At 66.9% G+C, this 20,613-nt stretch carries 21 protein-coding genes; 11 read left to right on the top strand and 10 right to left on the bottom strand.

Annotated elements, in window-relative coordinates; genetic code table 11:
- Positions 1-2 precede the first annotated feature (2 nt).
- Entirely contained in the window at positions 3-1,478 is a 1,476-nt protein-coding gene (locus tag ACFRAU_RS09190) for a hypothetical protein (RefSeq protein ID WP_377999654.1), read from the bottom strand.
- A 303-nt stretch (positions 1,479-1,781) separates the two neighbouring features.
- Here ACFRAU_RS09190 and ACFRAU_RS09185 point away from each other — a divergent pair, with 303 nt between their 5' ends.
- On the top strand, positions 1,782-2,606 hold the full coding sequence (locus ACFRAU_RS09185; RefSeq protein WP_377999653.1) for a sulfurtransferase: 825 nt from the start codon (positions 1,782-1,784) through the stop codon (positions 2,604-2,606).
- A gap of 159 nt (positions 2,607-2,765) precedes the next feature.
- Positions 2,766-3,434 (top strand): VTT domain-containing protein, encoded by a 669-nt coding sequence (locus ACFRAU_RS09180; RefSeq protein ID WP_377999652.1) that lies wholly within the window; start codon positions 2,766-2,768, stop codon positions 3,432-3,434.
- Between the two features lie 8 nt (positions 3,435-3,442).
- On the opposite strand, the gene ACFRAU_RS09175 is transcribed toward ACFRAU_RS09180, so the two are convergent.
- On the bottom strand, positions 3,443-4,951 hold the full coding sequence (locus ACFRAU_RS09175) for a hypothetical protein (protein ID WP_377999651.1): 1,509 nt from the start codon (positions 4,949-4,951) through the stop codon (positions 3,443-3,445).
- A 162-nt stretch (positions 4,952-5,113) separates the two neighbouring features.
- On the bottom strand, positions 5,114-5,509 hold the full coding sequence (locus ACFRAU_RS09170; RefSeq protein ID WP_377999650.1) for a DUF1622 domain-containing protein: 396 nt from the start codon (positions 5,507-5,509) through the stop codon (positions 5,114-5,116).
- A gap of 189 nt (positions 5,510-5,698) precedes the next feature.
- On the opposite strand from ACFRAU_RS09170, the gene ACFRAU_RS09165 reads away from it, so the two are divergent.
- Positions 5,699-6,340, top strand: coding sequence for a LysE family translocator (locus tag ACFRAU_RS09165; RefSeq protein ID WP_377999649.1), 642 nt, complete (start codon positions 5,699-5,701; stop codon positions 6,338-6,340).
- 129 nt (positions 6,341-6,469) lie between these two features.
- On the opposite strand, the gene ACFRAU_RS09160 is transcribed toward ACFRAU_RS09165, so the two are convergent.
- The 5 genes from ACFRAU_RS09160 to rox are packed head-to-tail and all read right to left on the bottom strand — an operon-like array spanning position 6,470 to position 10,673.
- On the bottom strand, positions 6,470-7,153 hold the full coding sequence (locus tag ACFRAU_RS09160; RefSeq protein WP_377999724.1) for a DsbA family protein: 684 nt from the start codon (positions 7,151-7,153) through the stop codon (positions 6,470-6,472).
- Positions 7,154-7,179: 26 nt separating this feature from the next.
- Positions 7,180-8,103 (bottom strand): cation diffusion facilitator family transporter, encoded by a 924-nt coding sequence (locus ACFRAU_RS09155; RefSeq protein WP_377999648.1) that lies wholly within the window; start codon positions 8,101-8,103, stop codon positions 7,180-7,182.
- Positions 8,104-8,106: 3 nt separating this feature from the next.
- A complete protein-coding gene (locus ACFRAU_RS09150) occupies positions 8,107-8,883 on the bottom strand; it encodes a cation transporter (RefSeq protein WP_377999647.1) in 777 nt (258 codons plus the stop codon).
- The gene (locus ACFRAU_RS09145) at positions 8,880-9,206 is read right to left on the bottom strand and encodes an ArsR/SmtB family transcription factor (RefSeq protein WP_377999646.1); all 327 of its coding nucleotides are present in this window, start codon (positions 9,204-9,206) and stop codon (positions 8,880-8,882) included. The genes ACFRAU_RS09150 and ACFRAU_RS09145 overlap by 4 nt, the downstream gene beginning before the upstream one ends.
- A gap of 27 nt (positions 9,207-9,233) precedes the next feature.
- The gene (gene rox, locus ACFRAU_RS09140; RefSeq protein WP_377999645.1) at positions 9,234-10,673 is read right to left on the bottom strand and encodes a rifampin monooxygenase; all 1,440 of its coding nucleotides are present in this window, start codon (positions 10,671-10,673) and stop codon (positions 9,234-9,236) included.
- A 165-nt stretch (positions 10,674-10,838) separates the two neighbouring features.
- Between rox and ACFRAU_RS09135 the strand changes: the two genes are divergently transcribed.
- Positions 10,839-11,438: a TetR/AcrR family transcriptional regulator gene (locus tag ACFRAU_RS09135; protein WP_377993568.1), complete on the top strand. Its 600-nt coding sequence runs from the start codon at positions 10,839-10,841 to the stop codon at positions 11,436-11,438.
- On the opposite strand, the gene ACFRAU_RS09130 is transcribed toward ACFRAU_RS09135, so the two are convergent.
- Positions 11,435-11,845, bottom strand: coding sequence for a hypothetical protein (locus tag ACFRAU_RS09130; protein WP_377993569.1), 411 nt, complete (start codon positions 11,843-11,845; stop codon positions 11,435-11,437). The genes ACFRAU_RS09135 and ACFRAU_RS09130 overlap by 4 nt on opposite strands.
- Positions 11,846-12,073: 228 nt before the next feature.
- Here ACFRAU_RS09130 and ACFRAU_RS09125 point away from each other — a divergent pair, with 228 nt between their 5' ends.
- From ACFRAU_RS09125 to ACFRAU_RS09095, 7 genes are all read left to right on the top strand, one after another.
- The gene (locus tag ACFRAU_RS09125; RefSeq protein WP_377993570.1) at positions 12,074-13,003 is read left to right on the top strand and encodes an ABC transporter ATP-binding protein; all 930 of its coding nucleotides are present in this window, start codon (positions 12,074-12,076) and stop codon (positions 13,001-13,003) included.
- Positions 13,004-13,007: 4 nt separating this feature from the next.
- Entirely contained in the window at positions 13,008-14,255 is a 1,248-nt protein-coding gene (locus tag ACFRAU_RS09120) for an ABC transporter permease (RefSeq protein WP_377999644.1), read from the top strand.
- A 33-nt stretch (positions 14,256-14,288) separates the two neighbouring features.
- Positions 14,289-14,867 (top strand): GNAT family N-acetyltransferase, encoded by a 579-nt coding sequence (locus ACFRAU_RS09115; protein ID WP_377999643.1) that lies wholly within the window; start codon positions 14,289-14,291, stop codon positions 14,865-14,867.
- 59 nt (positions 14,868-14,926) lie between these two features.
- A complete protein-coding gene (locus ACFRAU_RS09110; protein WP_377993573.1) occupies positions 14,927-15,277 on the top strand; it encodes a metalloregulator ArsR/SmtB family transcription factor in 351 nt (116 codons plus the stop codon).
- Positions 15,274-15,993, top strand: a complete 720-nt coding sequence (locus tag ACFRAU_RS09105; RefSeq protein WP_377999642.1) for an aquaporin — start codon at positions 15,274-15,276, stop codon at positions 15,991-15,993. Before ACFRAU_RS09110 ends, ACFRAU_RS09105 begins: the two co-directional genes overlap by 4 nt.
- Positions 15,990-16,394: an arsenate reductase ArsC gene (locus ACFRAU_RS09100; protein WP_377999641.1), complete on the top strand. Its 405-nt coding sequence runs from the start codon at positions 15,990-15,992 to the stop codon at positions 16,392-16,394. Before ACFRAU_RS09105 ends, ACFRAU_RS09100 begins: the two co-directional genes overlap by 4 nt.
- A gap of 251 nt (positions 16,395-16,645) precedes the next feature.
- Positions 16,646-17,080, top strand: a complete 435-nt coding sequence (locus tag ACFRAU_RS09095) for a low molecular weight phosphatase family protein (RefSeq protein WP_377999640.1) — start codon at positions 16,646-16,648, stop codon at positions 17,078-17,080.
- 67 nt (positions 17,081-17,147) lie between these two features.
- Here the strand turns inward: ACFRAU_RS09095 and ACFRAU_RS09090 are convergent, their stop codons facing one another.
- Complete coding sequence (locus ACFRAU_RS09090; protein ID WP_377999639.1) at positions 17,148-20,357, bottom strand: bifunctional cytochrome P450/NADPH--P450 reductase; 3,210 nt, start codon at positions 20,355-20,357, stop codon at positions 17,148-17,150.
- Positions 20,358-20,613 lie beyond the last annotated feature (256 nt).

The raw sequence follows: 20,613 nt of genomic DNA, 5'->3' as shown, positions 1-20,613 counted from the left end.
TGCTACCGCAGGATGTTGTAGCTGCTCCAGCCTGCACCGACGATGGTCCGCGCGCCCCAGGTGCCCCTGCTGAAGGGGTAGTGGGCCAGGCGGCCGTCGGTGAGCCGGGTCATGAGGCCCGAGCTTCCCGTGGTGAAACCGGCGACGGCGGTGATGCTGTTGATGCTGTTCCATCCGGCGCCCACCGTGCGACGGGGTTCGGCCACAAAGCCGCCGGTTCCGGTTGAGCGGTACAGCACAAGCGTGCCGTCGGTGCGTTTGGCCAGCAGGTCCTGTGCCCCGTTCTGGTCGAAGTCGGTCATGGTGAGGTACAGGCCCCGCCAGCCGGCCCCGGTCCTGATGCGGGGTGACAGGGATGATCCGGCGCTGTTGCCGTAGTACCAGAGGGTGCCGGCGGAGTCGAACGCGAGGATTCCCGGGTGCTGGTCGGTTTTGCGCCAGTGGCCGACGGTGATGTGGAAGCTGGCCCAGCCGGTGCCGATGGCCCTGGCCGGGGTGAATCCGCCGCCGGGCCTTCCGGGGTAGAAGCTCAGCCGGCCGTCCTTCCACTGCGCGATGATGTCGAAGACGCCGTCGCTGTTCCAGTCCGCCACGAACCCCTTGGCCAGCCCGGACCAGCCGATGCCGATCTTCTGCCGGGCCTGCAGCGTGCCCTGGCCGCTGGCCGGGTAGTCCCACAGTGTGCCGTCAGGACCCACCGCCACGACGTCCGCGGCACTTCGGATGGACGGCGTGGAGGTGGCCTTCGGTGAGGCCTTGATGACGATGTCGTCGATGTAGCTATCGCCCATCTGGCGGTTGTGTTCTGCACCGAGCTGGACCGTGTCCAGCGTGGTGGCCGCGGAGGCTATCTGGCTGCTCGAGAACACCGCTGTGCCGTCAAACCACACCTCCACGGTTGACGCGGTACCGTTCGCGGTGGTCCGCATGGCCACGTGGTGCCACTCGCTGAGCGGGATGCTTGAGGCGAGCAGGCGGGTAAAGACGGAGGTTCCGTCAGGTGCGGTTGTGCGGAGCCATAGCTCTCCGTTGTTGTTGTATCGGTAGACGTCGGCCACCCGGATGCTGCCGGAGAAAAACCGGAGGTACGGGACATCGTTGCCCAACTCCCCGGCCTGGGTGATGTTAAACCAGCCGTCCGCATAGGCGGTCGCCGTACCCGCCGGCAGAGGGGTGGACAGGTTGGCAACCGAACCCGCATCCGTAGTGACATGCAGGAAGGCGGCGCAGGTTCCCGAGTGGGCCTGGACCGAGGAGACTTCCGTGCTTCCCGTGCCTCCGGTGGTGGACGTAAATCCGTCCAGAGTCCCGGACTCGAAATTGTTGGCCATCACCGTTGTTCCCGGGATGGTGCTGGCCGGGGCAGGTGTTCCTGGCTGGCACGTCGCCGCCTGGGCCGGGACGGCCCCCACTGCCAGGGCTAAGATCAGGGACGCCGTGGTACCGCCCACTACACCAAATCTGATGAGTCGTTTCATTGTTCCGCGCTCCAAAGTCATTGAACCGGTGGTTCAATCTGATAGAGCTGTTCGGCGACCTTGGCCAGTTTTCGACGACCAGTACACGGCAACTTAGTCGTGAGCACAGGAACCAAACAACCGTAATGTGTACGCAAATTTTTCGTTCCCATCTGCCGACTACTTGAACCGGGGCTTCGGCGCCTGTCCCGCTGGGACTGCCCGTTCGGGACAAAACGTCCGGGACGCCGTCGGACTTCACCATCCTGTCCGCATGCTGAAACGTCTGTCTCGAAATCCAAGACACCGGCCTAGGCTGTGCTCATGGAAGAGAACCGCCTGATCCCGCCGTTCGTCGATCTCGATTGGTGCGCCGGGCAGCAGCGGCGGATTGTGCTGGCGGACACGCGCTGGTATCTCGACGGCGCCGCCGGCCGGGACGCGTATGACCGGGGCCATCTGCCCGGTGCCGTGTTCGTGGACCTGGACCGGTGGCTGTCCGGGCCTGCCTCGGAAGACGGGGGACGGAACCCGCTGCCGGATCCCGCAGTGTTTGCCGCGGGCATGCAGGAGTGCGGCATCGAGGACTCTGATCTGGTGGTGGCGTACGACGACGCCGGCGGCGTCATCGCTGCCCGTCTGGTGTGGATGCTTAGGGCCACCGGCCACCACGCGGCCGTGCTGGACGGCGGCATCGCCTCCTACGCTGGCCCGCTGGAAACGGAAGCCGCGGCCGCGGTCCGCTCCAACTTCACGGAGCGCCCCTGGCCAGAGCACTTGCTGGCGGACATCAGTGACGCCACCAGCCCCGCATTTCAGGTGATCGACGCCCGCAACCTGGACAGGTACCTGGGGCAGCACGATCCGGTGGACCCACGGCCCGGCCACATCCCCGGGGCACAGAACGTTCCGTGCCGCAAGAACCTTGACGCGGGTGGCCAGCTGCTGTCCGAGGCGCAGCTGCTGGGGAACTTCCAGCGGGCGGGCATTGAATCGGCCGACAGGACGGTGAGCTACTGCGGCTCGGGCGTGACGGCCTGCCACAACCTGCTGGTGCTCGAGCATCTGGGACTGGGCCGCGGCAGGCTCTTTGTGGGCGGCTGGTCACAGTACTCGCACGCCGTCGACCTGCCGGTGGCGACTGCCTGACGCTTCACAGGATTCTCGGAGGTACAGAAGGGACAGTGGAGTGAGGCGACAGTGAGGTCGCAGCCCCTCCCAACTGGCTGGCAATAGTTGTCGTTTTGAGCCCTCAAAACGACAACAACTGCGAGTTACTTGGGTGCCTTTTCCCAGGAAGCCACCTCCATGCTCACTCTGCACACCGCCCTTGCCCTTGCCCCGGCCGCGGCGCCCGGGATCACGTCCCTGCTGGATCCGGCCGCACTGCTCCAAGGCCTGGGGCCGGCAACCCTGTCCGTGATCGCCCTGATAATCTTCATCGAATCGGGCGTTCTGTTCCCGTTCCTGCCCGGCGACTCCCTGCTCTTCACGGCCGGGCTGCTGCACCAGCAGCTGAGCCTGGCGCTTCCGGTGCTCATCGGCGTCATCACCGCGGCCGCCGTCGCCGGGGACCAGGTGGGCTACATGCTGGGACGGAAGTTCGGCCGCCGCTGGTTCAAGGACGACGCAAGAATCCTGAAAACCTCCCATCTGGACAAGACGGAGGACTTTTACCGCCGCCACGGCGGGCCCGCGATCGTGCTGGCCCGGTTCGTCCCCATCATCAGGACCTACGCGCCGCTGACCGCCGGCATCGCCCGCTACGAGTACAAGTCCTTCACGCTCTGGAACGTCGTTGGCGCCCTTGCGTGGGCCGCGTCCGTGACGCTGCTGGGCACCTGGCTGGGGCACTTTGAGATCGTGGCCAGGAACATCGACGTCATCGCCGTCGTCATGGTGCTGGTCTCCGTGCTGCCGTGGGGCATCGAGTACCTCAAGCACCGCCGCGGCAAGAAGGCAGCACCGTTGAAATAGCTCCTCGGCTACCGCAGGATGTTGTAGCTGCTCCAGCCTGCGCCCTCGATGGTCCGTGGGCCCCAGGTGCCCTTTGTGAAGGGGTAGTGGGCCAGGCGGCCGTCGGTGAGCCGGGTCATGAGCCCTGAGCTTCCGGTGGTGAAACCGGCGACGGCGGTGATGCTGTTGATGCTGTTCCAGCCGGCGCCCACCGTGCGCCGGGCTTCGGCGACGAAGCCGCCGGTGCCGTTGGAGCGGTACAGCACAAGCGTGCCGTCGGTGCGTTTGGCCAGCAGGTCCTGCGCCCCGTTCTGGTCGAAGTCGGTCATGGTGAGGTACAGGCCCCGCCAGCCGGCCCCGGTCCTGATACGGGGTGACAGCCGTGATCCGGTCGTGTTGCCGTAGTACCAGAGCGTCCCGGCGGCGTCGTAGGCGAGGATTCCGGGATACTGGTCGGTCTTGCGCCAGTGGCCGACCGTGATGTGGAAGCTGCCCCAGCCGGTGCCGATGGCCTGGGCCGCGGAGAACCCGCCGCCGCGCCTTCCGGGGTAGAAGCTCAGCCGCCCGTCCTTCCACTGCGCGATGATGTCGAAGATGCCGTCGCTGTTCCAGTCCGTCACGAACCCTCTGGCCAGCGCGGACCAGCCGACGCCGATTCTTTGCCTGGGCTGCAACCCTCCCTTGCCGGTGGCCGGGTAGTCCCACAGCACGCCGCCAGGATCGGCCGCCACCACGTCCGCGGCGCTGCGGATGGATGAAATGGTGCTGGGCGGCGGGGGAGGGGGCGGAGTGGGGCTGGCCGAGGTGGAGGCCTTGATGAGGACATCGTCAATGAAGCTGTCGCCCATCTGCCTGTCGTGTTCCGCGCCCACCTGGACCGTGCCCAGGGTGGTGGCCGTGCTGGCCACCTGGTTGCTGGAGAACACGGAGGTCCCGTCGAACTCCACCTGCACGTCGGTCCCCAGGCCGTTCGCGGTCACCCGCATCACCACGTGGTGCCAGGTGCTCAGCGGGATACTCGACGAGACCAGCCGGGTATAGACAAAGGCTCCGGTAGGGGAGGTGACGCGGAGCCAGAGCTGCCCGCTCGAGTTGTAGCGGTAGATATCGGCCACCCGCAGGCTGCCGGAGAAAAACCGGAAGTACGGGACGTCGTTTCCGGCCACCCCGGCCTGGGTGATGTTGAACCAGCCGTTGGCAAAGGCCGTCACTGTGCCTGCCGGCAGGGGCACCTGCAGCTTGGCCACCGAGCCCGCGTCAGTGGTGGCATGCAGGAAGGCGGCGCAGGTCCCCGAATGGGCCCGGACCGAGGAAACGGCAGCGGTTCCGGTGCCTCCGGTGGTGGCCGTGAACCCGGCCAGGGTCCCGGATTCAAAATTGTCGGCCATGACCGTTGTTCCCGGGTTCGTGTCGGCCGGGGCGGCGGTTCCTGGCTGGCACGTCGCCGCCTGGGCCGGCACGGCTCCGACCGCCAACGCGCATATCAGCGACGCGGTGATGCCGCCCGCAACCGCAAATCTGAAGAGCTGTTTCATCATTCTGCACTCCAGTGTCGGCTGGACCGATGGTTCAGGGTGGGAGGGCTTTGTCCGGGACGAAGTCAATTGTGGTCAGCGCACGTTGGGAAAAGGTCGGAACAGACCTGCTGATGTTGCCTTAGGACACCAAATTGGGGGGTGATCCTAAGCCAGCCCGGCCCGTTAGCCGGCAGGCACGTCAGCAGGATCGCCGGAGGTGCGCGGTTCTTTCTGCCAGGGCCATCGTCCGGTGATTTCCAGCTCGAGAGAGAAACTGAGGAACGTGCGGATAAGCACGATGAGGGCCAGGACGCCAACAGTTTCGAAGGTGGGTGTAACGGCCACCGTGCGTATGATGTCGGCCGCTACGAGCAGTTCAAGGCCCAACAGGATGGATCTGCCGAGCAGTTGGCGGTAGGAACGGTAGAAGCTCAGACGTCCGGCGCCGGCGGGAAGATTCCGCGGCTGATGGCCCCGTAATGCCAGCACCACCGACACCAGGGCGCCGATCACCATGACGGCCACACCGGCGAAGTCAACAAACTGTCCAATCGTCTCAATGACGTGCCGAAAATCCATGACTCCAGCCTCACTCATTGCAGCTACGCCTCCACGCGGACACGCCCGCGGTACGTTGTTCGGCCTGCCGCCAATCACAGGGACGGGCTGGGCGTCACCCCACCATACCGCCGTGGCGTGCCGCAGTCGGTGGTTCCCGCGGCGCCGGCGCCTTGGGTGTAGAGGGCATTTTCAGGGATAATCCTCACCATGACCCTCGCTTCGCTCGCGGCCTTTGCCGGACTGTGCCTCATTCTGTCCCTAACGCCCGGCCCGGACACGTTCCTGGTGCTGCGTATCGCTCTGAACCGTCCCAGCGCAGGCATTGCGGCTGCGGCGGGCTCGGCGGCTGCCGCCATCGTGTGGGCCGCCCTTGTGGGCGTCGGACTGGCAGCGATCCTGGAACAGTCAGCCGAGGTGTTCCGCTGGCTCAAGATCGCTGGCGGCCTCTACCTGCTGTACCTCGGAATTTCCTCGTTCCTGAAAACGCGGAAGGCAGCAAAGGACGGCCTGGCAGGTGGCAACGAAGGAGGCGCGCTCCGCCACAGCAACCTGGCGGGCCTCGGCGCGGGGGCGCTGTCCACGCTGCTCAACCCCAAGGTGGGCCTCTTCTACCTGGCAGTGGTTCCGCAGTTCATCCCGCAGGGCGGTGACACCATGGGCACCGCGATGATCCTGGGTGCAGTGGAGGCGGTCATCGGGTTCGCCTACCTGGCCGTCGTCGCGCTCATCGCGTACAAGGCAATGGCGTGGCTGCGGCGCCCCAAGGTGAGCACCGGCGTCGAACGCGTCAGCAGTGGCATCATTGCTGCCCTTGGTGCCGGCGTCATCGCCTCCGGCGCAAGCAGCTAAAGCGTCACTTCTGACTTCAGGGGCGCAGGAAATCCTCGCTCCGGGGTCCGCCTCCCATGCCTGGCTGGGACCGTCGCTTCAGGACAAAACGTCCGGGCCGCCGTCGTACTTCACCGCAGAAGCCCAAGGTTATTTGGCGGCGTCGTCGAGGAGTTGGCGGAACTGCTCCTCGGTGTTGAGGGTGAGCTTTTCGCCGTTGAGGAAGAACGTCGGGGTGCCGGTGACGCCAAGGGCTTTGCCGTCCGCGATGTCTTCGCGGATCCGGTCCTTGGTGGCCTCGGCCGCGACGGCGGCGTCGTACTTGGCCATGTCCAGCCCGAGGTCCTGGGCGTATGTGCGGAACAGGGCGGCCTGCGAGTCCTGCTTCTCACCCCACTGCGGCTGGGTTTCGAACATCCTGGCGTACATCTGCTGGTATTTGCCCTGCTGGGCGGCGGCTTCCACGGCGAGGGCGGCGGTCCCGGAGTTCCGGTGGCCGGGCAGCGGGAAGTAGCGGTTGACGAACGTGATCCGGTCCCCGTATTCCTTCTTCAGTTCCTCCACCAGGGGCACGGCGGCGCGGCAGGATTCGCATTCGAAGTCCAGGAACTCCACCAGCTGGGCCTTCTCGGTGGCCGGGGTGGTGACGCGGTGGCTGTCCTCGCGGACGAGCTGTGCGTCGGCGGCGGGTGCCGCGGCGGTGGGGGCGGGCCTGGTGGACGTCAGCACGGCGTACCCGACCACCCCGGCGGCGACGATGAAAGCGAGCAGTACCCAGAGCATGATGCGGACTTTTTTGGCGGCGCTGGCGGGCTTCGTGGCGTCGGCAGGCATGGTGGCGGCCCGGGGTGCTGGCGTCATCAGTGGGGCAGGCTTTCCTGGTCGCGGTGGGCGGCGGGTTCGATCTGGAAGGTGGAGTGTTCGACGCTGACGTCGAAGTGTTCGGCGACGCAGCGTTGCAGGTCCGCGAGGATGCCGGCCGCGTGGCCGTCCCGCATGCACATGTCCTGGACGGTGACGTGGGCGGAGAGGACCGGTGTTCCGGAGGCCACGAGGGAGGCATGCAGGTCGTGGACGTCGATGACGTGCGGCAGGGCCAGGATGTGTTCGCGGACCTTGGCCAGGTCCAGGCCGCGGGGCACGTTTTCCATCAGCACGTCGGTGGTGTCGCGCAGCAGTTTCAGGGTGCGGGGAATGATCAGCGCGCCGATCAGCAGGGACACGACGGCGTCGGTCCGGGTCCAGCCGGTCAGGGCGATGATGACCGCGGCGGCGATGACGGCCACCGACCCGAGGGCGTCGTTGAGGACCTCGAGGAACGCCGCCTTCATGTTGAAGTTGTGGTGCCGGCCCGAGGCCAGTACCAGAAGCCCGACGGCGTTGCCGGCCAGGCCGATGATGCCGAACCACAGCATCGTGGACCCGCCGACCTCCTGGGGTTCGATGAGCCGGCGGATGCCTTCGACGATGACGAAGCCGCCGACGCCGAGCAGCAGGGCTGCCTGTCCGGCGGCGGCAACGATTTCGGCTCGCTTGTAGCCCCAGGTGCGCTTCAGCGTGGCGGGTTTCAATGCCAGCGATGCGGCGATCAGCGCGATCAGCAGCCCCGCCGAGTCCGTGAACATGTGCCCGGCGTCCGCCAGCAGCGCCAGGCTGCCCGTGAGCACCGAGCCGATGATTTCGGCGACCATCACCGCGAAGGTGATACCGAAGACGATGAGGAGTTTGGTCCGCTGCCCGGCGGCGCCGGCCGCGCCGTGGGAATGGTCGTGTCCGCTGCCCATGGCTCAGTCCTTCCGGCGGAGGTTCAGTGTCAGGGGCTGCGGCAGCGTCAGCGGCTGCGGCTGGGTCTCGGACGCGCATCCGGCACAGCAGTCATCGTTGTCGGTGTCGGTGTCGGTGTCGGTGTCGGTGCCGTGGGCCGTGGCGGCTGTGTTGGGGACCGTGCAGCAGACGTCCCCGCGCCAGGCGTTGATGCCTTCCCGCACGGCAACCGCGGCGATCACCAGCGCGGCGCCGGCATCGGCCCACCACCAGCCCAGCGTGCTGTTCAGGACCAGCCCCGCCAGCAACACCGCAGAGAGATAGGTGCACAACAGCGTCTGCTTGGAATCCGCCACCGCTGTCTTGGAGCCGAGTTCCCGGCCCGCGCGGCGCTGCGCCCAGGACAGGACCGGCATGACCGCAAGACTCAGGGCCGCGATGACGATCCCCGGGGTGGAGTGCCGGGCCTCTCCGCCGCCGGCGAGGGACGTGACCGCATCGACGCTGACGAACGCTGCGAGGGCGAAGAAGGACGCGGCGATGATCCGCAGTGTCAGATGCTCGCGCCGTTCCGGGTCCTTCGCGGAAAACTGCCATGACAGCGCCAGCGCGGACGCAACCTCGATCACCGAATCCAGTCCGAAGCCGATCAGGGCCGAGGAGTCCGCGACGCCGCCGGCCCAGAGGGCCACCACCGCCTCGATGAGGTTGTAGGTGATGGTCGCGGCCGCGAACAGCCGGATCCTAAGATTCAGCACCGCACGGCGTTCCGGGCTTGGGACGTTAACCAGCGCCGTCATGCGAAGCACTCCCCGTCCGGTGCGCAGCACGCCGGGTCCACTGCGAGGACGACGCCGATCAGGTCCTTGATCGCATGGCCGAGCCGGCCGTCCGCGAGCTCATACCGGGTGCGCCGCCCGTCGGGGGCGGCAACGACCAGGCCGCAGCCGCGCAGGCACGTCAGGTGGTTGGACATGCTCTGCCGGGACACCCCAATGGAGTCGGCCAGATCCGACGGATAGCCAGGGCCATCTGACAGGGCAAGGAGGATCCGGGCGCGGGTAGGGTCCGAGACCGCGTAACCGAACCGGGCCAGCACCGGTGCCTGCGTGAGCGTTTCCATGCCTTCAAGGTACATCCCCCGATGTACTCATCCAAACGCTTGATGGGATGCGGCTCCGAACCATTTTGGCAGGTGGCGGAGCAGGTCCTCCTGGTCTTCGCCGATCCAGGCCACGTGGCCGTCCGGCCGGAGCAGCACCGCGGGGGCGTCCAGCTCCCCGCTGGTGTCCGCAACATAGTCGACCCGGTCCGTCCACCCTGCCACGGAAAGCCCGCCGGTCTGATTCAGCAGGAGCCCGCGGCCTTCGCGCGTCAGCTCGTAGAGGCGGCCCCGCGACAGCGGAATGTCGCGCAGCCGCCTGCCGAGCAGCTCGGGCCCGTCGCCGAAGTCGTAGCGAATCCCGGTCGAACTGATCCGCTCGGCAAGGAACCGGCTGACGTCGTCGAAGTCCATCAGTTCGGTCATCAGGCGGCGCACGGCCTGGGGGCCGGGCTCGGGCGAGATCAGTTCGCTCTGGGCCCGGGTGATGGTCAGGACGTCGGCGGCCACCGGGTGGCGCTCGGCGAAGTACGTGTCCAGGAGCCCCTGCGGCGCCCAGCCGTTGACTTCGGCGGCGAGCTTCCAGCCGAGGTTGAACGAGTCCTGGATGCCGAGGTTCAGCCCCTGCCCTCCCAGCGGCGGGTGGATGTGCGCCGCGTCGCCGGCGAGGAACACCCGGCCCGAGCGGTACTGCTCGGCCAGCCGGGTGGCGTCGGTGAAGCGGGTTATCCAGCGGGGTGAATGGACGCCGAAGTCAGTGCCGGCGTAGGCCCGCAGCTGGGTCTTCAGCTCTTCGAGCGTGGGCGGGACGGTGCGGTCCTCGGCCACGCTCGCCGCGGGCACCACGGCGCGGTACAGCCCGTTCCCGGCCGGGCCGACGCCGAACCCCCGGTGGGTCTTGCGCACCTCATCCACGACGGCGGCCAGTTCGTCCGGGGGCGTCGTCACCTCCATCTCGCTGTGGATCCACTCGGTGGTGGCTGGGTCGCCGGGGAAGCCGATGCCGAGCTCCCTGCGCACCAGGCTGCGTCCGCCGTCGCAGCCGACCAGCCAGCGCGAGCGGAGCATGGTGCCGTCAGCGAGCCCGACGCCCACGCCGTCGTCGTTTTGTTCGAAGCCGGTCACCTCGCAGCCGCGGCGGATTTCTGCGCCGAGCTCGACGGCGCGCTCGGCCAGCAGGCGGTCGGTGACCGGTTGCTGGATGCCCAGGATGTAGGCGTGGGCGGTGTCCAGGTTCGCCGGCAGGGGTTTGTCGATCCCCGCGAAACGGCCGACGCCGGGATACTGCCGCCCGTGGGCGAGGAACCGGTCCAGCAGCCCGCGCTGGTCCATGATCTCGATGCTGCGGGCGTGCAGGCCCAGCGAGCGGACGGCCTTGCTCGGATCCGCGTCCTTCTCCAGCACCAGCACGTCCACCCCGTGCAGCCGCAACTCGCTGGCCAGCATCATCCCCGTCGGCCCGCCGCCACAAATGATCACGTCAAACATGTGAAACCCCAATCCCAAAACTAAGCGCGGCCAACCATTCTGGCCGAGGGTAGGGGCCTTGCGGCAAGCCCCCTGGCGGGCTATATCCTGAAAGTGGCAAGGAGGCAGACCCGGAGCCCTAGACAGAACGTTCTGTCTAGTCCCAGCCGGATTGTGTATTATCCGATGGTGCACACCTCAGAGGGGAACGGGCAGCCAGGGCGCCCTGCGACGGGCAGTCCCCGGGACAAAATCGTTGGCGTCGCCTACGAGTTGTTTGCCCTGCGGGGGATCCGCGATGTGGGAGTCGACGAGCTGATCCGCGTATCAGGGGTGGCCAAGGCAACGTTCTACAGGCACTTCCACTCCAAGGACGACGTCGTCCTGGCCTTCCTCGAGCAGTGGTACCGGGAACGCACGGCCACAATCGAGGACGCCATCGCCCGGAACGGGACCCGGGACGGGGCAGCCATGCTGACGATCTTTGACGTCTTCGACGACTGGTTCCGCCAGGGCGCGGCCCAAGTCAGCTCGTTCCTGCACGTGATGATGGAAATGGGCCCCGACCACCCTCTCGGGAAGGCGAGCATCCAGTACCTGGAGAAGACGCGGGTACAGATCGCCGAACTGGCAGAATCCGCCGGCCTCGACAACCCGAACGACTTCGCCTGGTCCATGCACATCCTGATCAAGGGAGCCATCGTCGCCTCGGCCGAGGGCGACCCCCGTGCCGCTGCCCGCGCCAAGGCCATGGCCTCCCTTCTCATGGACGACCACCGGCCCTAAGCCCCGCGGGGCACCCTGTCCGGGAGCACCATGTCGCCGAAGCCGTGGACCATCCACCGGCCGTGGTCGGGCCGCCACACGAGCGTGATCAGCAGCGGGTCGTCCAGCATTGTGGCCGGCGTGTGTTCCTTGGCTTCGCGGATTACGCGCATGTAGCAGACATCGAGGTCTCCATGGGCGTAGACGGCTTCCTGGAGCATGCCGGGGTCTTCGATGGAGTCCAGCAGGGCTGCGGCGATTTCGAAGGCTCCCCAGAGCGGACGGGATTCCGGGGTCACGATCAGATGCAGGTCATCGAGGTTCCTCGCCCTGTCGTGCAGCGCTCTGAAGAACCAGTACCCAATTTGGCGCGGATCGTTCGCGATCTCCTGCGATTCTTCGGCGTCAAGGTCAAAGTCTCCGGTCATGGCACCAAGCTACTCGTGAGTCCGGGCGCTGACGAGACCCTCCCGTGCGGTGACCTGCATGAACACCGGCAGCTGCGATGACAACGGCTGCGTTGCATGGAGTGGGGGCCCAAAGCGCTCCGGATCATCGAGGCGGCTCTGGAGGAACACGGGCTCGCCTTGGGCTTGCGCCATGGGCACGCCGTCCGGAACCGAGACGCCTGAATCGCTTCCGCTAGGCTGGGCTTCATGACGCTGGGGGACGCGGCCGAGCCGCTTGTGCACATCAAGAACTTCCGTATGGACTTCGGGGAGACGACGGTGGTCAAAGACCTGTCCTTCGATGTCCGGGCCGGGGAAACCTTCGGGTTCCTGGGCAGCAACGGGTCCGGGAAGACCACCACGCTGCGGGCCCTGCTGGGCATTTACAAGCCCACCGCCGGAACCCTGCACATCGGCGGGAAGGTCTTCGAACCGCGCGACGGCGCGCGGCTGGGCTACCTGCCGGAGGAACGGGGCCTCTACAAGAAGGAAGTCGTCCTGGACGTGATGGTCTACTTCGGCCGGCTCAAGGGCCTGAGCAAACACCACGCCCGCGCCTGGTCCCAGACCTACCTGGAGCGGGTGGGCCTGGCCGACAAGGCAGCGGTGCGGCTGGACAAGCTCTCCGGCGGCCAGCAGCAGAAAGTCCAGCTCGGCGTCACGATCATGAACGACCCCGACCTGCTCATCCTCGATGAGCCCACGAAGGGCTTCGACCCCGTGAACCGCAGGCTGCTGATGGACATCATCGAGGAGCAGAAGCTCGCCGGCGCCACGGTCATCATGGTCACGCACCAGATGGAGGAAGTGGAACGGCTCTGCGACCGGGTCATCCTGCTCAAGGACGGCACCTCCCGGGCGTACGGCACCGTCGCCGAAGTCCAGGACCAGTTCGGCGGCACCGTGTACCGGCTGGGCTACGAGGGCATCCTGCCCGCCTCGGACCTGTACGACGTCGTGCGTGACAGCGACGGGCACGCGGAGCTGGCCCCGGCTGCCGGGGCGGACGAAACCATGGTCCTGCGGGAACTGATCGGAGCCGGCGTTGCGGTCCGCAGCTTCGGCACCGCACGGGCGTCCCTGGAGGAGATCTTCATCCAGGTGTACGGGGAACAGCACGAAATGGCGGAGGTCTAGGACGATGGCACGGACAGCATTCAAACAGCACAACCTGGGTACCGTCGTCGGGTTCGAATTCGTGCGCACCATCAAGAAGCGCGGGTTCGTGATCGCCACCCTGGCCATCCCGGTGGTCTTCGCGATCATCTTCGCGCTCGTCTACGCCAGCAATTCCAGCACCTCGGCAAACGCCGACGCCCAGAAGAACTCGACTCTGACCTTCACCTACACCGACGCCGCGGGCCTCATCCCCGCACCGCTGGCACAGGCCGTCGGCGGGACCCTGATCGCCGACCCCGGCGCCGCGCTCCAGTCCGTGAAGGACGGCAGCAGCGAGGCGTACTTCGCCTACCCGGCGAATCCCGCCACCGAGCCGGTGAAGGTCTACGGCGCGGACAAGGGCATGTTCGAGAACGGCAAGTATGAGGCCGTGGCCAAGCACCTGCTGGTCACCGCTGCCCAGTCCAGGGTCAATTCACCGGAAGTCACCGCCGCGCTGAGCGGGGGAGTGAAGTTCGACGCCGAAACATACCGGGACGGCCGGGTCTCGGGAGGGATCGGCTCAGTGATACCGCCATTGCTGTTCCTGGTCATTTTCTACGTCAGCATCATCCTGCTGTCCAACCAGATGCTTAACAGCACGCTTGAGGAGAAGGAAAACCGGGTCACGGAGATGATCCTGACCACCCTGAACCCCACCACCCTGATCACCGGCAAGATCATCTCCCTGTTCGCCGTCGGGCTCCTCCAGATAGGAGTGTTCCTCACGCCGATCGCCGTCGCCTACTTCCTGTTCCGCGACTCGGTGGCCCTGCCCGACCTCGACCTGTCCTCCCTGGTGTTCGAGCCCGTCCCGATGATCACCGGCGCGCTGCTGCTGCTGGGCGGGTTCACGCTGTTCACCGGCGTGCTCGTGGCCATCGGCGCGATCATGCCCACGGCCAAGGAGGCCGGCACCATCTTTGGCCCGCTGATGGCCCTCATTTTCGTGCCCTTCTACGCGGTCAGCCTCATCATCAGCGACCCGACGGCCCTGATCGTGCAGGTCTTCACCTACTTCCCGCTCACCGCCCCCGTCACCGCGCTGCTCCGCAACGGCTTCGGGACCCTGGGCCCCGTGGAGTCAGCCATCGTGATCGCCGAGGTGTTCATCGGCGGCATCCTCATCCTGCGCCTGGCCGTGCACCTGTTCCGCTACGGCTCCATCGAATACGGCCGCAAGTTGTCCATCGCCGGGACGTTCCGCCGGAAGGACCTGACCGGCAAGTAGCTCCCTGCCTGTGCCGAGTGCGAGAATTCCCGCATGCCCATATTCCTGGAGACCGAGCGGTTGGTGCTGCGGCAGTTCACTGCCGACGACGCAGACCTGCTCGTGGAGCTCGACGGCGATCCGCGGGTGATGCGGTACATCACCGGCGGCGCGCCCACGCCGCGGGAAGAGATTGAAGGCGAGTACCTTCCGGCGTTCCTGGGCTACTACCGGAAATTCGCCGGCTACGGATTCTGGGCCGCGGTGGAGAAATCAACCGGGGACTTCCTCGGCTGGTTCCACTACCGGCCAGCCCCCGGCGACCCGCCCGACCAGCCGGAACTGGGCTACCGGCTGCGCTGCGAGGCATGGGGAAAGGGATACGCCACCGAGGGCTCCCGCGCGCTGATCGCCAAGGGGTTTACCGAGTTCGGCGTGCAACGGGTGGTTGCCTCGACCATGGCAGTGAACACGGGCTCGCGACGGGTGATGGAGAAATCCGGGATGCGCCTCGTCCGTTCCTTCGTCGCGGACTGGCCCGTGTCCATCCCGGGTGATGAACACGGCGACGTCGAGTATGCGATCTCCCGGACTGAATGGGAGCGAAACCCGTCCGCCGCTACTGGCCGATAGGCAGGATGCATTCGGGGTTGCCCTAAGACATAGATGAGTGTAGATATTTACATGTGTCTATGTCTTTGGAGTTGACCCCGGTCCAGACCGTCGCCTGCTGTTCCCCGCTGGCGCGGGAGCCCCTGTCCGAGAACGAGGCGGTGCAGATCGCCCCGTTGCTGAAGGCACTGGCTGACCCGGTCCGGCTGCGGCTGATGTCCCTGGTCGCCTCGCACGAGGGCGGCGAGGCCTGCGTCTGCGACCTGAATGACGCGTTCGAGCTGTCCCAGCCGACCATCAGCCACCACCTGAAGCTCCTGCACGAGGTGGGTTTGCTGGACCGTGAAAAGCGCGGTGTCTGGGTTTACTACCGTGCCCGGACCGAGGCGCTGCAAAACCTGGCGGCGCTGATCGGGGGACAGGCACAGTGAACGGGCTGGCACGCCGGGCCACGGCGGAGTTCCTTGGCACCGCCTTTCTGGTGATGGCCGTGGTGGGGTCCGGTGTGATGGCCTCACGGCTGTCCCCGGACGACGCCGGGCTGCAGCTTCTGCAGAACAGCCTCGCCACCGGCGCCGCACTGGTGGCGCTGATCGTCGCCTTGCAGCCGGTCTCGGCGTCGTTCAACCCGGTGGTGACCCTGGTTGAGCGGGCCCTGGGCATGCTCGACACCGGAACCGCAGTGGGCCTGATCGGCGCCCAGCTTCTTGGTGGCCTTGCCGGCACCGTTCTGGCGAATGCGATGTTCGGCCTCGACGCGGTGACGTTCTCCACGCATGAACGGACGGGGGCGGGTTTGTGGCTGGGGGAGGTCATCGCCACGGCGGGGCTGCTGCTGGTTGTCTTCGGCACGGTCCGGTCCGGCAGGGCGGACAGGGTGGCGTTCGCCGTCGGCGGCTACATCACAGCCGCGTACTGGTTCACCAGCTCCACCAGCTTCGCCAACCCGGCGGTGACCATAGCCAGAACCGTCACTGACAGCTTTGCCGGCATCGCGCCGTCGTCGGCTCCGGCGTTCGTTTTGGCGCAACTGGCCGGCGGCGCCGTCGGGTACGTCCTGGTCCGCTTCCTTTACCCCACCCTCGCAACTTCCGCCGCCGCCGCAACGTCCGCGGCACCGGCGGCTGACCGAAAGGTGCTCTCATGAGCCAGAAGCCCTCCGTCCTGTTCGTCTGTGTCCACAACGCCGGCCGCTCCCAGATGGCCGCAGCGTTCCTCAGCAGCCTCTCCCAGGGCGCCATCGAGGTCCGTTCCGCCGGATCCCAGCCCGCCGACAAGGTCAACCCGTCCGCCGTGGAAGCCATGTCCGAGGTGGGCATCGACATGTCCGCCGAAATCCCCAAGATCCTCACCACTGAGGCAGTGCAGGACTCCGACGTCGTGATCACCATGGGCTGCGGCGACGAATGCCCCTACTTCCCGGGCAAACGCTACGAGGACTGGGTTCTGGAGGACCCGGCCGGCAAGGGCGTCGACTCCGTCAGGCCCATCCGCGACGAGATCAAGACCCGCGTCGAGGCTCTGATCGCCTCACTGACCCCGGCCTAGCCAACCTCAAAACCCCGAACCCGGGAGGAGGTGAGCTGAATGACTACCGGCTGCTGCGGCGACTCGGGCTGCTGCGACGACGGCTGCTGCGACGACGGACAGGGCTGCTGCTAATCCCCAGCCGCCCCGCCCAACTGGGTAGCAGCTGAGGGCGTTCTGAGCCTTGAGAACGCCCACAACTGCGACCCAGTTGGGCCGCCCGACCGGGCCAAAACCCTGGCCGCCTCACCCACAAAGGAAGCAACGCACTCATGACCCAGGAAGTACCCATCACCCAGAAGACCCCTTCGGTGCTGTTCGTCTGCAGCAAGAACGGCGGCAAATCCCAGCTCGCCGCCGGCCTGATGAAGCAGCTCGCCGGCGGGGACGTAACCGTCTACTCGGCGGGCACCAAACCCGGCGCGTGCCTCAACCCGCAGGCCGTGGAATCCCTGACCGAACTCGGCGTGGACATCACCGGCGAACACCCCAAGCCCGTCACCGACGAGGTGCTGGACGCCGTCGACGTGGTGGTGGTGCTGGGAACGGAAGCCAAGCTGGAGGCCCACGAGGGGACCCGCTTCGAGTTCTGGGAAACGGACGAGCCTTCGGAGCGCGGCATCGAAGGCATGGAGCGCATGCGCCTGGTCCGGGACGACATCAGGGCCCGGGTCCAGAAGCTCCACGCGGAGCTCGCCCGGGACTAAAACTCATGGCCTGCCCGCCCCAAGACCAAGACGGCGGACAGGCCACGTTCCCACCTAAAGCAACCCCCTACGTGAAGATGTCCGCCACGTACCTGCCATGCGTGCGCTCCACCTCGTCCATCCAGGCGTCGGCGTCCGCCTCGGAAGCGCCGGTGGCCTCCTGGTAGATGCGCTCGCAGGTCTCGCGGACCTCCGGCGCCATGTGCTTCCCGTCGCCGCAGACGAACACTGTGGCCCCCTGCTGCACCAGTTCCTTGACGTCCGCCCGGTCCGCCCACAGGCGGTGCTGGACATACTTCTGCCCGTCGGTCGGCGCTTTGGAGAAGACCGGCCGCAGGTCCAGGTTGGCCTGCTCCGCCCAGGATTCGAGTTCCGTCCGGTAGAGGTAGTCGGTGTCCGGGGCACGGCAGCCGAAGAACAGCAGGGACTTTGCCGGCCTGATGTCCTCGGCCTGGGCCCGCAGCGCCCGGTCCTGGACGAAGCCGCGGAACGGGGCCAGCCCGGTCCCGGCGCACACCATGATCACCGGCATGGCCAGGGACTCCGGCGGGTGGAAGGCCGCGTTCGACGGCCGCACCGTCACCGCGATCCGCGATCCCGGCCGCGCCTGGGCCAGATACGTGGACGCCGCCCCCTCGAACGTCCCGCGTCCGGACCATGCCGGCGCCTGGATGACGGCGAACGTCAGGGTCGCGTGGTCAGGGCTCCAGAGCGGCGACGACGAGATGGAGTACCGCCGCGGGGTCAGCTGGGTGAGAAGCTGCAGGAACGTCGTGAACGGCAGCTGGCACGACGGGTATGTCTCCAGCAGGTCCAGCAGCGAGACGCGCTTGTCCACGATCTCCGCAGCGTGCCGGTCCCGGTCCTGCGCCAGCGCCTCCAGCGCCGCGCGCTCGGCCGGGTCCGCCGCCACCTCGGCCAGCTGCTCCAGCTGGGGCCGGGTGGCCGGAACCGCGAGTTCCACGTAGCTGCTCAGCAGCTCGCCCACGGCCACAGGCGCGCCGGTGGGCAGGAACGTGTCCCCGTGCTCCATGGACAGCACCACGTGGGAGTCGTAGTCCAGGCTGAGGCGCGTCAGGGCCCGCTGCACCAGGTCTGCCGGGTTCAGCGGCAGCACAGCCAGGTAGTCCCCGGCCCGGTAGCCCATGCCCTCCGGCAGTGCGACCTCCACGTGCCGCTTGGACCGGGCGTCGGGCTTGGTCAGGTCCACCAGTTCCCGGTTGACGACGACGGTGCCCACCGACAGATCGTTTTGCCGCAGGAATGTGTCCCGGACGTTGCCCACGAACTGGACCTCCAGCTGCGGCTGGCCTTTGGGCGCACTGGTCCGCTGACCGAGCGCGCCGTCCACCGCCGGCCAGAATCCCGCGTACCACTCCTCGAAGTCGCCGAAGAAGTCGCCGCGGGCGTTCGCTTCGCCGCGTTCGTAGACCCGCTCGGCGCCGGCCGCCTCGAACCGCGCGTCGATGGCCTTGGGCACCTCCTGGTAGGTCCGCGCCCAGTCCCGGTTGCCGTTGCCGAACACCGTGTACCGCACCCCGGCGAGGCTGCCCGGCTGCAGGCTTTCGGTCCAAGTCATGAACTTCTTGGCATTGTCCGGCGGCATCCCTTCATAGGATGAAGCGACGACGGCGACCAGCCCCACCGTGGGCAGCCCGCCGGCCGCCTCGTCCAGCGGGGCGATGGTGGGGCTGTAGCCCCGCCGCCCGGCGTCGTTCGCTATGCGCTGCGCAAAATCACGGGACGTGCCCGCGTTCGAGCCGTACAGCACTCGCACCGGAACGCCGTTGGCGGCGGCAACCGCAAGTGCCTCCGCCGTCCGGGGCTGTTCCCCGGTTCCCATCCCTCTGTCCAACTGTCCGACGGCGGCACTTGCCGCTGCGTCGATACGGACGTCCCGCCGTCGGACGTGGATAAAAAGCCCTTCCGGCTTCATGGTCAGGGTGTGTTTGATGTGCAGCTCATAGTTCGGATCGGCGGCCGTGATGTCGAAGCGCTGGAGGGCTTTGGCCAGGAACAGCTGGGCCTCCTGCAGGGCAAACCCACGCCCGATGCACGAGCGCTGGCCGTTGCCGAACGGCTTCCAGGCGTTGGCCGGGATGGATTCGACGCGCTCGGGGGAGAACCGGTCCGGGTTGAAGAGCTCGGCGTCCTCGCCCCACGCCGCCTTGTCCCGGTGTAGCTGCGGGATCAGGACCATGAGGGTCTGTCCCTTGGCGATCTCGTACTTGCCGCCGATCACCGTGTCCTCGTAGGGTGCCACGTTGAACGCCGGGGCGGTGGGCCACAGCCGGAGCGTCTCCTTGAGGATCTGGTCCAGGTACCCCAGCCTGGGCAGGTGCTCGAACCGGGCGGCTTCCGTTCCCAGCGCCTCGTCGACGACGGCACGGGCCTTCTTCATGACCTCCGGATGCCGCAGCAGCTCGTACATCATGAAGGTGATCAGCCCGCTGGTGGTCTCATGCCCGGCCACCAGGAAGGTGACCATCTGGTTGCGGACGTTGCTCTCCGGCAGGCGCTCGCCGGTCACCGGGTCCGCCGCGTTGAGCATCGTGTCCAGGATGTCCTCGCTGCCTTCTGGACTCGGGTTGCGGCGCCGGTCGCTGATGAGCTGCTCGGCCACCTCGAGCATCAGCGCGTTGTCCTCCTCCAGCTGGTGCCGCTTGCGGATCATGAGCTTGTTCTGCACGGGCAGCCTGGTGGACCTGTCGCGGGACTCACTCAGGGCACGGACCATGGCCCCGATGAACGGATGCATCTCCTCGCGGTAGAGGCTGTTGAACCGGTAGCTGAACGAGCACAGGGCGATGGTGTCCAGGGTCAGCCGGGTGGCGTTGTCCGCAACGTCGATCTTCGCCGCGGGGCCCAGCCGCTCCCACTTGAGCAGCAACTGCTCCAGGATGTCGTCCATGCCGGCGAACATCTTGGTCAGGGCCTTCGGTCCGAACGCGGGCATCAGAATGCGGTGCGCCTTTTGCCAGTTGGGCTCCTCGGTTTCGGCCGTGAACAGGCCGTCGCCGATGAAGTCCCGCACCTGGCGCAGGGACACGCCGAGCACCTTGCCGAAGCGGGTCTCATCGCAGATCTCGTTGACGAGCTCCTGGGACGAAACGGCGATCATGCTGCGGTTGAAAACCTGGATGCGGACGATGGGGCCGTACTCCTCGGCCACGTCGACGATGCCCAGGATTCCCTTGGACGAGTCGATATCGGGCAGGTTGCCTACCAGTGGTTTCGTGGGCGGTTGGGGGATGGGGGTGCTGTTCGATGAAGGCATGGGGCCCTCCTAGGCGGTCTTCATTGACTCTTGTTCTTATTGGTTCCTGGTTGCTTCTGGATGCTTCTGGTTCCCGCTGCTTGCTTCTGGTTGCCGGGAGGGGGCGCCACTGCCCGCTGCTTTCCTGACGGGGGCTGGCCGGGCGTCACAGGCCGGGCGCTGTACAGAATACTCCGGTCCGGTGCCGGCGACTACGGGTTTTTTCTTGGTCCGGGCGTGGTTTCCCAGGGGCTCCGCCGCTGACCCAACTAGGTCG

The organism is Arthrobacter sp. NPDC056691, from assembly GCF_042791415.1.
Classification (GTDB): Bacteria; Actinomycetota; Actinomycetes; order Actinomycetales; family Micrococcaceae; genus Arthrobacter.
The sequence above is the reverse complement of the archived record's forward strand: the minus strand, read 5'-3'. Positions and strand labels throughout refer to the sequence as shown.

Coding starts and splice junctions, on each gene's coding strand:
- ACFRAU_RS09090 (WP_377999639.1), bottom strand. CDS start 20,357: ATGCCTTCATCGAACAGCACCCCCATCCCCCAACCGCCCACGAAACCA.
- ACFRAU_RS09095 (WP_377999640.1), top strand. CDS start 16,646: ATGACCCAGGAAGTACCCATCACCCAGAAGACCCCTTCGGTGCTGTTC.
- ACFRAU_RS09165 (WP_377999649.1), top strand. CDS start 5,699: ATGACCCTCGCTTCGCTCGCGGCCTTTGCCGGACTGTGCCTCATTCTG.
- ACFRAU_RS09125 (WP_377993570.1), top strand. CDS start 12,074: ATGACGCTGGGGGACGCGGCCGAGCCGCTTGTGCACATCAAGAACTTC.
- ACFRAU_RS09130 (WP_377993569.1), bottom strand. CDS start 11,845: ATGACCGGAGACTTTGACCTTGACGCCGAAGAATCGCAGGAGATCGCG.
- ACFRAU_RS09170 (WP_377999650.1), bottom strand. CDS start 5,509: ATGGATTTTCGGCACGTCATTGAGACGATTGGACAGTTTGTTGACTTC.
- ACFRAU_RS09160 (WP_377999724.1), bottom strand. CDS start 7,153: ATGCCTGCCGACGCCACGAAGCCCGCCAGCGCCGCCAAAAAAGTCCGC.
- ACFRAU_RS09120 (WP_377999644.1), top strand. CDS start 13,008: ATGGCACGGACAGCATTCAAACAGCACAACCTGGGTACCGTCGTCGGG.
- ACFRAU_RS09175 (WP_377999651.1), bottom strand. CDS start 4,951: ATGATGAAACAGCTCTTCAGATTTGCGGTTGCGGGCGGCATCACCGCG.
- ACFRAU_RS09135 (WP_377993568.1), top strand. CDS start 10,839: ATGGTGCACACCTCAGAGGGGAACGGGCAGCCAGGGCGCCCTGCGACG.
- ACFRAU_RS09185 (WP_377999653.1), top strand. CDS start 1,782: ATGGAAGAGAACCGCCTGATCCCGCCGTTCGTCGATCTCGATTGGTGC.
- ACFRAU_RS09190 (WP_377999654.1), bottom strand. CDS start 1,478: ATGAAACGACTCATCAGATTTGGTGTAGTGGGCGGTACCACGGCGTCC.
- ACFRAU_RS09180 (WP_377999652.1), top strand. CDS start 2,766: ATGCTCACTCTGCACACCGCCCTTGCCCTTGCCCCGGCCGCGGCGCCC.
- ACFRAU_RS09115 (WP_377999643.1), top strand. CDS start 14,289: ATGCCCATATTCCTGGAGACCGAGCGGTTGGTGCTGCGGCAGTTCACT.
- rox (WP_377999645.1), bottom strand. CDS start 10,673: ATGTTTGACGTGATCATTTGTGGCGGCGGGCCGACGGGGATGATGCTG.
- ACFRAU_RS09100 (WP_377999641.1), top strand. CDS start 15,990: ATGAGCCAGAAGCCCTCCGTCCTGTTCGTCTGTGTCCACAACGCCGGC.
- ACFRAU_RS09155 (WP_377999648.1), bottom strand. CDS start 8,103: ATGGGCAGCGGACACGACCATTCCCACGGCGCGGCCGGCGCCGCCGGG.
- ACFRAU_RS09110 (WP_377993573.1), top strand. CDS start 14,927: ATGTCTTTGGAGTTGACCCCGGTCCAGACCGTCGCCTGCTGTTCCCCG.
- ACFRAU_RS09145 (WP_377999646.1), bottom strand. CDS start 9,206: ATGGAAACGCTCACGCAGGCACCGGTGCTGGCCCGGTTCGGTTACGCG.
- ACFRAU_RS09150 (WP_377999647.1), bottom strand. CDS start 8,883: ATGACGGCGCTGGTTAACGTCCCAAGCCCGGAACGCCGTGCGGTGCTG.